Raw genomic sequence first — 11513 nt, forward strand, 5'->3', positions numbered from 1 at the left:
GTTTTTCCCTGGGCCCCGGCCCTTTTGCGTACGAGCGTGGGGGCGCTGCGCGCGGCTGTCCCCTGCCCGCCCCTTCCCGAAACTGGGGCTCCGCCCCAGACCCCGCGCCTCAAACGCCGGCGAGGCTGGGTTTCCAGCTCCTCCGGCGATTGAGACGCGAGGGTTCGCTACGCCTTGCGGAGGCGGAACGTCAGGGACAGGCCCTCGTCCTCGAACGGTGCGCCGTACGCGCCGTCCGCCTCGCCCTCCGCGTAGTCCAGCGCCAGCACCTCGTCCGCGATCAGCGTCGCGTGCTCGGTCAGGGCCTCCGCCGTGGCCGGGGACGCGGAGGTCCAGCGGACGGCGATGCGGTCGGCCACGTCCAGGCCGCTGTTCTTGCGGGCCTCCTGGATCAGGCGGATCGCGTCACGGGCCAGGCCCGCCCGCCGCAGCTCCGGCGTGATCTCCAGGTCCAGGGCCACCGTCGCGCCCGAGTCGGAGGCGACCGACCAGCCCTCGCGCGGGGTCTCCGTGATGATCACCTCGTCCGGTGCCAGGGTGACCGTCTCGCCGTCCACCTCCACCGAGGCCGTGCCCTCGCGCAGGGCCAGCGACAGCGCCGCCGCGTCCGCGTTCGCGACCGCCTTGGCCACCGCCTGGACGCCCTTGCCGAAGCGCTTGCCGAGCGCCCGGAAGTTCGCCTTGGCCGTGGTGTCGACCAGCGAGCCGCCCACCTCGGAGAGCGAGGCGAGCGAGGAGACGTTCAGCTCCTCCGTGATCTGGGCGCGCAGCTCCGCGGACAGGGCTTCGAAGCCCGAGGCCGCGACCAGCGCCCGGGACAGCGGCTGGCGGGTCTTGACGCCCGACTCCGCACGCGTGGCCCGGCCCAGCTCCACCAGCCGCCGCACCAGCGCCATCTGCGCCGAGAGCGCCGGGTCGATCGTCGCCGGGTCCGCCTTCGGCCAGGACGACAGGTGGACCGACTCCGGCGCGTCCGGGGTGACCGGCACGATCAGGTCCTGCCAGACCCGCTCGGTGATGAACGGGGTCAGCGGGGCCATCAGCCGCGTGACGGTCTCCACCACTTCGTGCAGCGTGCGCAGCGCCGCCTTGTCGCCCTGCCAGAAGCGGCGCCGGGAGCGGCGCACGTACCAGTTGGACAGGTCGTCCACGAACGCGGACAGCAGCTTGCCGGCGCGCTGCGTGTCGTAGCCCTCCAGCGCCTGCGTGACCTGGTCCACCAGCGTGTTCAGCTCGCCGAGCAGCCAGCGGTCCAGGACCGTGCGGTCGGCGGGCGCCGGGTCCGCGGCCGAGGGCGCCCAGTCCGACGTCCGGGCGTACAGGGCCTGGAAGGCCACCGTGTTCCAGTACGTGAGGAGCGTCTTGCGGACGACCTCCTGGATCGTGCCGTGGCCCACGCGCCGGGCCGCCCACGGGGAGCCGCCCGCCGCCATGAACCAGCGCACCGCGTCCGCGCCGTGCTGGTCCATGAGCGGGATCGGCTGGAGGATGTTGCCCAGGTGCTTGGACATCTTCCGGCCGTCCTCGGCGAGGATGTGGCCCAGGCACACGACGTTCTCGTAGCTGGACTTGTCGAAGACGAGCGTGCCGACCGCCATCAGCGTGTAGAACCAGCCGCGCGTCTGGTCGATGGCCTCCGAGATGAACTGCGCCGGGTAGCGGCTCTCGAAGACCTCCTTGTTCTTGTACGGGTAGCCCCACTGCGCGAACGGCATCGAGCCCGAGTCGTACCAGGCGTCGATGACCTCCGGGACGCGGCGCGCCTCCAGGCCGCAGCCCTCGTGCGTACAGGCGAAGGTGACGTCGTCGATGAACGGGCGGTGCGGGTCCAGGCCGGAGAGGTCCGTGCCGGAGAGCTCGCCCAGCTCGGCGCGGGAACCGACGCAGGTGAGGTGGCCCTCCTCGCAGCGCCAGATCGGCAGCGGGGTGCCCCAGTAGCGGTTGCGGGACAGCGCCCAGTCGACGTTGTTGGTCAGCCAGTCGCCGAAGCGGCCGTGCTTGACGGAGTCCGGGAACCAGTTGGTCTTCTCGTTCTCCTGGAGCAGCCGCTCCTTGACCGCCGTGGTGCGGATGTACCAGGACGGCTGCGCGTAGTAGAGCAGCGCGGTGTGGCAGCGCCAGCAGTGCGGGTAGCTGTGCTCGTACGGGACGTGGCGGAAGAGCAGGCCGCGGTCCTTGAGGTCCTCGGTCAGCGCCTCGTCGGCCTTCTTGAAGAAGACCCCGCCGACCAGCGGCAGGTCCTCCTCGAAGGTGCCGTCGGGGCGGACCGGGTTGACCACCGGCAGTCCGTACGCCTTGCAGACCAGGAGGTCGTCGGCGCCGAACGCGGGGGACTGGTGGACCAGACCCGTACCGTCCTCGGTCGTCACGTACTCGGCGTTGACGACGTAGTGCGCCTCGGCCGGGAAGTCGAGCAGGGCGAACGGGCGCTCGTACGTCCAGCGCTCCATCTCGCGGCCGGTGAACGACCGGCCGGTGAGCTCCCAGCCCTCGCCGAGCGCCTTCTCGGCCAGCGGCTGGGCGACGACGAGCTTCTCCTCGCCGTTCGTAGCGACGACGTAGGTGACGTCCGGGTGCGCGGCGACGGCGGTGTTGGAGACCAGGGTCCACGGGGTCGTCGTCCAGACCAGGAGCGCCGCCTCGCCGGCCAGCGGGCCCGAGGTGAGCGGGAAGCGGACGAAGACCGAGGGGTCGACGACCGTCTCGTAGCCCTGCGCCAGCTCGTGGTCGGAGAGGCCGGTGCCGCAGCGCGGGCACCAGGGGGCGACGCGGTGGTCCTGGACCAGCAGGCCCTTGTTGAAGATCTCCTTCAGCGACCACCACACGGACTCGACGTACTCGGGGTCCATGGTGCGGTACGCGTCGTCCAGGTCGACCCAGTAGCCCATGCGGGTCGTCAGCTCGGCGAAGGCGTCGGTGTGCCGGGTCACGGACTCGCGGCACTTGGCGTTGAACTCGGCGATGCCGTACGCCTCGATGTCCTTCTTGCCGTTGAAGCCCAGCTCCTTCTCGACGGCCAGCTCGACCGGCAGGCCGTGGCAGTCCCAGCCTGCCTTGCGGCCCACGTGGTAGCCCTGCATGGTCCGGAAGCGGGGGAAGACGTCCTTGAAGACGCGGGCCTCGATGTGGTGGGCGCCGGGCATGCCGTTGGCGGTCGGCGGACCCTCGTAGAACACCCACTCGGGGCGGCCCTCGGACTGGTCGAGGCTCTTGTTGAAGACCTTGTTCTCACGCCAGAAGTCGAGCACCGCGTGCTCGAGGGCGGGCAGGTCGACCTGGGCGGGTACCTGGCGGTACTGCGGCGATGTCATGTGCGGGCTTCCTCCGGCGGACGTCTTCCACTTCCGTCGGAGGGACGAGAACCGAACCGGTTCCCGCGGTACCACCCTCCTTGGCCCCGGGCGTGCGCCCCGGACCCCCTCATTGGGGTGCGATGCCGGTTCTACGCGCCCCGCGGGGCGTTCTTCCGGCGGCTCCGGGGTGATCTTCACGACGCGCTCGCCCCCGGGCTCCCACCGTCCCCGGGTCGCTACTGGCTGCGTACGACGCTACTCGTCCCATCCACGCCTCTCGCTGGGGCCAGTGTACGGGCCGCGGGCCACGGCGTCCGACCGGTTTACGGAGGGGCCGGGCGTGACCCGAATGGCCATACGGGGCGCACCCGGCCGGAGCGCGGCCCGGCGCGCGGCGGAAAGCCGGATTACCCGTCGGGGAGCTGGGCACAACGGATGCAGGCGCACAGTGATCCGGACACGGGGAGGGGCGATGCGGCGGCGTGCCCCGTTGCCGCGGGCCGGGGGTCGACTTATCGTCCCAGCACGACTCGCGAGCAAGATCACAGTGCGTGAAGGGGCCGCGGCCATGGTGGAGAAGAAAGCGCCCGGCGAGAAGACCTCCGCCAGGAAGGCGGCGGCCCGGAAGGCCGCGTCGAAGAAGACCACGCCGAAGAAGACCGGGGCCACCGCGGCCCCGGCGACCACGGGGGCGGCCGAGGCCGCCGATCAGACGGGAGCCCACACGGTGGTAGCCAAGAAGAGCGCGGCCAGTACCCGGACCGCGGGCGAGGACGCGGCACCCGTGCCGCCCGCCCGGGTCGCCACGGCGCCGGCGGACCTGGCCGTACGGCCGGGCGAGGACCCGTGGACCCCGGAGGAGGTCGACGCCGCGCGGGACGGGCTGACCGGCGAGATCACCCGGCTCCGCAACGAGCTGGAGGCGTCCGGCCTCGCGCTGGCCGGGCTGATGCGGGACTCCGGTGACGGGGCGGGCGACGACGAGGCCGACACCGGCACCAAGAACATCACCCGCGAGCACGAGATGCAGCTCGCCGCCAACGCCCAGGAGATGCTGGACCAGACCGAGCGAGCCCTGGCCCGGCTGGAGGCCGGCACGTACGGGCTGTGCGAGGTCTGCGGCAAGCCGATCGGCAAGGCGCGGATGCAGGCGTTTCCCCGGGCCACGCTGTGCGTCGAGGACAAACAGAAGCAGGAGCGACGCGGCTGATTCGCACGGGCGTGCCGTACCCTCGTCCTCAGTCGGGAACTAGGTTGAGGGACTCACGTGGCAGAGGCGGAGCGCATCATCGGTACGCCGGACATCACCGGAGCTGAGGGAAGCGGAGAGACCGGGCCGGACGGCCCGCCCGCTTCCCCGGAGCCGGGCGCGCCGGACGCCCAGGACACCGGGGCCACCGCGACGGACGCGGACGCGGCCGTCGACCGCTCCCCGGCCACCCGCCGGCGCCGGGTCATCCTGCTTTTCTGCGTCGCCGTCGTGGCGTACCTGCTCGACCTCGGCAGCAAGATGCTCGTCGTGGCGAAGCTGGAGCACCAGGAGCCGATCGAGCTCATCGGCGACTGGCTCAAGCTGGACGCCTTGCGCAACTCGGGTGCCGCGTTCGGCTTCGGCGAGGCGTTCACGATCATCTTCACGATCATCGCGGCGACCGTCATCGTGGTGATCGCGCGGCTGGCGCGCAAGCTGTACAGCCTGCCGTGGGCCATCGCGCTCGGTCTGCTCCTGGGCGGGGCGCTCGGGAACCTCACCGACCGCATCTTCCGCGCGCCGGGCGTCTTCGAGGGCGCGGTGGTGGACTTCATCGCCCCCGCCCACTTCGCCGTCTTCAACCTGGCCGACTCCGCGATCGTCTGCGGCGGCATCCTGATCGTGTTCCTCTCCTTCAAGGGCCTGGACCCCGACGGCACCGTGCACAAGGACTGAGGACTGAGGACTGGGGAACGGGGACCGGCGGGGGCAAGGCATACTCGACTGGTGAGTACGCAACCCGAGGTCCGCACCCTGCCCGTCCCCGATGGCCTGGAGGGCGAGCGTGTCGACGCCGCCATCTCCCGGATGTTCGGCTTCTCCCGCACCAAGGCCGCCGACCTGGCCGCAGCCGGCAAGGTGCAGGTGGACGGCTCGGTGGTCGGGAAGTCCGAGCGGGTGCACGGAGGTGCCTGGCTCGAAGTGGAGATGCCTCAGGCGGCCGCGCCCGTCCAGATCGTCGCCGAGCCCGTCGAGGGCATGGAGATCGTCCACGACGACGACGACATCGTGGTGATCGTCAAGCCCGTCGGCGTCGCCGCCCACCCCAGCCCCGGCTGGACCGGCACCACCGTCATCGGCGGCCTCGCCGCGGCCGGGTACCGGATCTCGACGTCCGGCGCCGCCGAGCGCCAGGGCATCGTGCACCGGCTCGACGTCGGCACCTCCGGGCTGATGGTCGTCGCCAAGTCCGAGCGCGCCTACACCCTGCTCAAGGCCCAGTTCCGCGACCGGGTCGTGGAGAAGAAGTACAACGCGCTGGTCCAGGGACACCCGGACCCGATGAGCGGCACCATCGACGCCCCCATCGGCCGCCACCCGAACCACGACTACAAGTGGGCGGTCGTCGCCGACGGCAAGCCCTCGGTGACGCACTACGACCTCATCGAGGCGTACCGGGCCGCCAGCCTCCTCGACATCAAGCTGGAGACCGGGCGCACCCATCAGATCCGGGTGCACATGTCCGCCCACCGCCACCCCTGCGTCGGCGACCTCACCTACGGCGCTGACCCCACCATGGCCAAGCGCCTCGGCCTGACCCGGCAGTGGCTGCACGCGGTGAAGCTGGGCTTCGAGCACCCCGCCGACGGGAGCTGGGTCGAGTTCACCAGCACCTACCCGGACGACCTCCAGCAGGCGCTGGACCGCATCGCGGCGGAGAGCCAGTGACGACCGGGCCCCTCGCGTACACCACCCGGACCGTCACCGACGAGCGGGACCGCGCCGCGTGCTTCCAGCTGCGCAAGGAGGTCTTCGTCGGTGAGCAGAACGTGCCCGAGGAGATCGAGTACGACGCCTACGACGCGGACGCGCTGCACGTCATAGCCGTCGCCGCGGACGGCACCACGCTCGGGACCGGCCGGCTGCTGCACGGCCCCGCCGCCGCGGCGCACACCGGCGCCGGCCCCACGGTCGGCTCGCTCGGCCGGCTCGCGGTGAGCAGGGAGGCCCGCGACCTCGGCGTCGGCGCCGCGCTCGTGCGGGCCATCGAGGGCGCCGCCCGCGACAACGGCCTCGCCGCCGTCGACCTGCACGCCCAGACGCACGCCCTGCGTTTCTACGAGCGCCTCGGCTACGGGCCGTACGGCCCCGAGTTCATGGACGCGGGAATCGCGCACCGCGCGATGCGCCGGACGATCTGACGCCCCGCCGCGCCCCCTGACCCCGGCGGCCGGGGGGTGCATGGCAGGGTGAGGGGAATCGGCCGGGAGTGGACCGGGCCCGGCCGGAGCGCTTCGGAAGTCACCCCGTGGAACAGATGTCACTGCTGCTCCTGCTGCTGCTCGGGGCCGTGGTCACGGTTCCGCTGGGGGACCGGCTGAGGCTGCCGGCGCCGGTGCTGATGACGCTCTTCGGTGTCGTCCTGGCCTTCCTCAGCTTCGTGCCGAACGTGGACATCCCGCCGGAGATCATCCTCCCCGCGCTGCTGCCGCCGCTGCTCTACGCCTCGGTGCAGCGCACCTCCTGGCGGCAGTTCGCCGCGAACAAGCGGCCCATCTTCCTGCTGGCCGTCGCCCTGGTCTTCCTCACGACCGCGGCCGTCGCCGCGGTCGCCGACGCGATCGTGCCGGGGTTGCCGCTCGCCGCCGCCGTCGCGCTCGGTGCGCTCGTCGCCCCGCCCGACCCGGTCGCCGCCACCGCCGTCGCGGGATCGGTCGGGCTGCCCCGGCGGCTCATCTCCATCCTGGAGGGCGAGGGGCTGTTCAACGACGTCACCGCGATCGTGCTGTACCACGTGGCCATCGCGGCGGCCGTCAGCGGGACCTTCTCGTGGCCCGAGGCGTTCGGGCTGCTCGTGCTGTCCGCGGTGGTCGCCGTCGCGGTGGGCGTCGCGCTCGGCTGGCTCACCATCAAGCTCATGGGGCTGCTCGGCGACGCCACCCTTCAGGTCGGGCTGACCCTGCTGGTGCCGTTCGTCAGCTACGTGCTCGCCGAGGAGCTGATGGGCTCCGGCGTGCTCGCCGTCCTCATGACCGCGATGTTCCTCGCGGAGCACACCGCGGACGCCGACGACGTCCTCGGCCGGCTCACCGGACGCACCTTCTGGGAGATCGTCGACACCCTCGTCACCGGGATCGCCTTCGGGCTCATCGGCCTCGAACTGCACAACGTGTTCGGCACGGCCGACGGACGCCTGCTGGAGACGGCCGGCTGGGGCCTCGTGGTCGTCGCGGTCGTCGTCGGCGTACGGCTGCTGTACCTGCTGCCGGCCACCTGGCTCGCCAAGCGGCTGCACACCCGGCGGGACGTCAGCGAGGAGATCCCCACCAGCTGGCGGGAGACCGTGATCATGTGGTGGGCCGGGATGCGCGGGGTGGCCTCCGTCGCGCTGGCCCTCGCGATCCCGCTGGAGACGGACGACGGCAAGCCGTTCCCCGGCCGCGACGAGATCGTCTTCATCGCGTTCTCCGTGATCATGGTGACCCTGGTCTTCCAGGGGCTGACGCTGCCCTGGCTGGTGCGGCGGCTCGGGGTGCGCGCGGACACGGACGCCGAGGCGGCCCTGGAGAGGGACCTCGCGGTCCGGGCGGCCAAGGCGGCCCGGGAGCGGCTGAAGAAGATCGAGGAGACCGAGGACCTGCCCGAGGACGTGGCCGACCGGCTGCACCGGCTGGCGTACGACGTGGGGGCGCGGATCAGCCCGGAGATGGTGGACGACGAACGGCGGGACGCCTACGCCAGGCGCGTCGAGCGGTTCCAGGTGGTCAGCCGTGTCCAGCGCGAGATGATGTCGGCCGCCCGCCACGCCGTGCTCTCCGCGCGCAGCGAGCCCGGCTCGGACCCGGAGGTCGTGGACCGGGTCCTGCGGCAGCTGGACGTACGCAGCCTGCGCTGAGGGCCTGTTCCGGCGGTCAGCCCCGGCCGGTACGCGGGGTCCTGTTCCAGCTGCTCGCGGACTTCTCGTCCGTGCCGTTCACGGACGGCCACGCGTCGCCGGGCGGGAGCGCCGCGGGGGCCGTCGCGACCCGCGGCAGCGCGTAGGGGTGGTGGTCGCGCAGCCAGCCGATCAGCTGCTCCCGGACCGCGCAGCGCGCCGTCCAGATGTCGTCCGCGTCCTTCGCCGTGACGACCGCGCGCACCTCGATCGTCGTCGGGGTGGTGTCCGTGACGGCCAGGGACCAGTTCCGGCCGTCCCAGGCGGCGCACTCGCCGAGGATGTCCCGCAGCTTGTCGCGCATCGCCTCGATCGGCGCCGAGTGGTCGAGGTGGAAGAAGACCGAGCCGGTCATCTGCGCCCCGCCGCGCGACCAGTTCTCGAACGGCTTGCCCGTGAAGTACGAGACCGGCATCGTGATCCGCCGCTCGTCCCACGTACGCACCGCGAGGAAGGTCAGCGTGATCTCCTCGATCGTGCCCCACTCGCCGTCCACCACCACGGTGTCGCCGATGCGGACCATGTCGCCGAACGCGATCTGGAGACCCGCGAAGAGGTTGCCCAGCGTGGACTGGGCTGCGACACCGGCGACGATGCCGACGAGACCGGCCGAGGCCAGCATCGAGGTGCCGACCGCCTGCATCTCGGGGAACGTCAGCAGCATGGCCGCGACGGCCAGGATCGTCACGATCGCGATGACGACCCGCTGGATCAGCGTCACCTGCGTCCGCACCCGCCGCACCCGTGCCGGGTCCCGGTTGTGGGCCGCCGCGTAGCGCGCGTACACGGAGTCCACGACCGCGATGGCGATCCGCACTACCAGCCAGGCCGATGCGCCGATCAGCACCAGCGTCAGCAGCCGGCCGATGCCCACCCGGTGGTCCTGGACCGGGCCGAGACCGGTCCGCTCGTACGTACCGCGCAGCAGTGCCGCGCACATGACCAACTGGAACGGTATGCGGCAGCGCCGCAGCAGCCCCCACAGCGGGGTGTCGTGGTGCCGGGCGTCGGTGCGCCTCAGCAGGAAATCGAAGAACCAGCCCGCTGCCAGGGTGATCACCACCGAGCCGCCGAGGACGATCAGCGGCCGCAGAACACTCTCCATGCTGTCGCTCTCCATCCCTTCGAACGCAACTGGCACCATGGGCGTCATGAACATCATGCTTTTCCACTCGATGTACGGTCTGCGCCCCGCCGTGCACGCCGCAGCCGAACGGCTGCGCGCCGCAGGGCACGAGGTGCGCGTGCCCGATCTGTTCGAGGGGCACACCTTTGACTCGGTGGAGGAAGCGGAGGCGTTCCGGGAGGAGACCGGCAAGGAGGAGCTGCTGAAGCGGGCCGTGCTCGCCGCCGCGCCCTACTCCGACCAGGGCCTCGTGTACGCCGGCTTCTCGCTCGGCGCCTCGGTCGCCCAGACGCTGGCCCTCGGCGACGAGAAGGCGCGCGGGCTGCTGCTCCTCCACGGCACCTCGGACATCGCCGAGAACGCCTCGGTGGACGAGCTGCCCGTACAGCTGCACGTCGCCGACCCCGACCCGTACGAGACGGCCGACTGGCTGAACTCCTGGTACCTGGACATGCAGCGGACCGGGGCGGACGTGGAGGTCTACCGCTACCCGGGTGCCGGCCACCTCTTCACCGACCCGGAGCTGCCGGACTTCGACCGGGAGGCGGCGGAGCTGGCCTGGAAGGTCGCGATCGGGTTCCTCGCCACTCTGTGACGCGCGAAGGGCTCCGCGCGGGTCGCGCGGAGCCCTTCGGGAGTCGCCGGGGCGGTCAGCCGCGGTAGGCGGTCCAGCTGTCGCTCATCCGCCGCACCTGGCCCGGGGTGAACTGGGTCATGCAGGCGTCGTACGTGTAGTCCATGAAGTTGTGGATCGGGTCGATGCCGGACTGCCTGGCGCAGGAGTCGCGGCCGGTCGGGCACTCGTAGGCGGGGGTCTTCTCCGCCGGCGTGTCGTCCACGTAGTCGCCCTGGCCGTTACAGCCGCCCTGGAACGTGTGGTAGAGGCCCATCCAGTGGCCGACCTCGTGCGTCGCGGTGTCGCCCTCGTCGTAGTGCGTCGCGGGGCCGCCCGGCAGCGAGGCGTCGAGGATGACGACGCCGTCCATGGACGGGCTGGAGGCGTAGGAGCTGGGGAACGTCGCCCAGCCGATCTGCCCGCCGCCCAGGTTGGCGGTGTAGATGTTGAGCGCGTTCTTGCCGCCCTTGCGTAGGGACGTCTTCATCGCCTTCTCGGCCGACGAGCCGGAGGAGAGGTTGTACCAGGAGGCGTTGTCCGTGTAGTCGGTGCCGGCCAGGGAGAACTGGAAGCCGGTGGCGGTGTTGCCGGTGCCCTGGCCGCTGTACGCGGCGTTCAGCACGCTCAGCTGGCTGCTGATGTCACCCGAGGTGAGCTTGCCCGTGGTACCGGAGTGGATGACGTGGAAGTAGACCGGGATGGTCGCGCCGGCGGCGAGCGAGGGGCCGGTGAGGCGGCGTTCGGCGAGTCTCTGTCTCGTCTGCTTGTCGATGGCCGCGGCCTGGGCGCTGGTGAGTTCGTTGGGGTCGGCCGCGTGCTGGGGGCCGCCGGGCCGGGACTGGCGGGCCGCGGCGGAGGCCGGGGCGTCCGCACAGGCGTCGGCGGACCCGGCCGCCGTGGCGCCGGACGCGGCTGTGGCGCCGGAGGGAACGGTGAGGGGCGCCAGGGCCAGGGTTCCGGCCAGGGCGGCGATGCCGATCGCGCGGTGGCGCATACGCGGTGATATACGGGCAGGAGTGCGCACGGGGGCTCCTCGCGGACGTGGGAAGGGGAGGGGTTTCCTCGCCTGTCGCCGGGGAGATTACGTGCGCATGTCATGCTGGGGCAGGAGTGATCCGGCCCAATGATCCGCGGTGCAGAACGGGGCAACGGGGAGAAAAACTTCTCGCCGGTCCGGAGTTTGAGAAACGAACTTCAGGTATCGGCGCGCCCCGGCGGTCGGTGTGTCCGGATTCCGTCCGCGCGGAGAGCCGTTCGCCACGCAGCCGTCATCAGCCGGTGACGCGGCCTTCGATGGCTGGATCACAACGGTCGTGCGTGCGCCGGGCCGAAGCGGAAGGGGGCGGACCCGA

Annotated in this window: 9 protein-coding genes; 6 read left to right on the forward strand and 3 right to left on the reverse strand. The window is 71.6% G+C overall.

Going from position 1 to position 11513, the window contains the following annotated elements:
- Positions 1 to 167 precede the first annotated feature (167 nt).
- Positions 168 to 3311 carry an isoleucine--tRNA ligase gene (ileS, locus tag ACN6LM_RS36255; protein WP_445069682.1) on the reverse strand — a complete coding sequence of 1048 codons (3144 nt, stop codon included), beginning with the start codon at positions 3309 to 3311 and terminating at the stop codon, positions 168 to 170.
- 550 nt (positions 3312 to 3861) lie between these two features.
- Here ileS and ACN6LM_RS36260 point away from each other — a divergent pair.
- The 5 genes from ACN6LM_RS36260 to ACN6LM_RS36280 all read left to right on the forward strand — a co-directional run bounded on the left by ACN6LM_RS36260 (position 3862) and on the right by ACN6LM_RS36280 (position 8380).
- Entirely contained in the window at positions 3862 to 4503 is a 642-nt protein-coding gene (locus ACN6LM_RS36260) for a TraR/DksA family transcriptional regulator (protein ID WP_445069683.1), read from the forward strand.
- A gap of 57 nt (positions 4504 to 4560) precedes the next feature.
- Complete coding sequence (lspA, locus tag ACN6LM_RS36265; RefSeq protein WP_445069684.1) at positions 4561 to 5220, forward strand: signal peptidase II; 660 nt, start codon at positions 4561 to 4563, stop codon at positions 5218 to 5220.
- Between the two features lie 51 nt (positions 5221 to 5271).
- Positions 5272 to 6213, forward strand: a complete 942-nt coding sequence (locus ACN6LM_RS36270) for an RluA family pseudouridine synthase (protein ID WP_164399216.1) — start codon at positions 5272 to 5274, stop codon at positions 6211 to 6213.
- Complete coding sequence (locus ACN6LM_RS36275; RefSeq protein ID WP_445069685.1) at positions 6210 to 6686, forward strand: GNAT family N-acetyltransferase; 477 nt, start codon at positions 6210 to 6212, stop codon at positions 6684 to 6686. Before ACN6LM_RS36270 ends, ACN6LM_RS36275 begins: the two co-directional genes overlap by 4 nt.
- Before the next feature lie 107 nt (positions 6687 to 6793).
- On the forward strand, positions 6794 to 8380 hold the full coding sequence (locus tag ACN6LM_RS36280) for a Na+/H+ antiporter (RefSeq protein WP_445069686.1): 1587 nt from the start codon (positions 6794 to 6796) through the stop codon (positions 8378 to 8380).
- A gap of 16 nt (positions 8381 to 8396) precedes the next feature.
- On the opposite strand, the gene ACN6LM_RS36285 is transcribed toward ACN6LM_RS36280, so the two are convergent.
- Positions 8397 to 9524 carry a mechanosensitive ion channel family protein gene (locus ACN6LM_RS36285; RefSeq protein ID WP_445069687.1) on the reverse strand — a complete coding sequence of 376 codons (1128 nt, stop codon included), beginning with the start codon at positions 9522 to 9524 and terminating at the stop codon, positions 8397 to 8399.
- 37 nt (positions 9525 to 9561) lie between these two features.
- Here ACN6LM_RS36285 and ACN6LM_RS36290 point away from each other — a divergent pair, with 37 nt between their 5' ends.
- Positions 9562 to 10140: a dienelactone hydrolase family protein gene (locus tag ACN6LM_RS36290; RefSeq protein WP_361029664.1), complete on the forward strand. Its 579-nt coding sequence runs from the start codon at positions 9562 to 9564 to the stop codon at positions 10138 to 10140.
- A gap of 55 nt (positions 10141 to 10195) precedes the next feature.
- On the opposite strand, the gene ACN6LM_RS36295 is transcribed toward ACN6LM_RS36290, so the two are convergent.
- Entirely contained in the window at positions 10196 to 11155 is a 960-nt protein-coding gene (locus ACN6LM_RS36295) for a zinc metalloprotease (protein WP_445069688.1), read from the reverse strand.
- Positions 11156 to 11513 lie beyond the last annotated feature (358 nt).

Source organism: Streptomyces sp. SAS_281 (assembly GCF_052542855.1).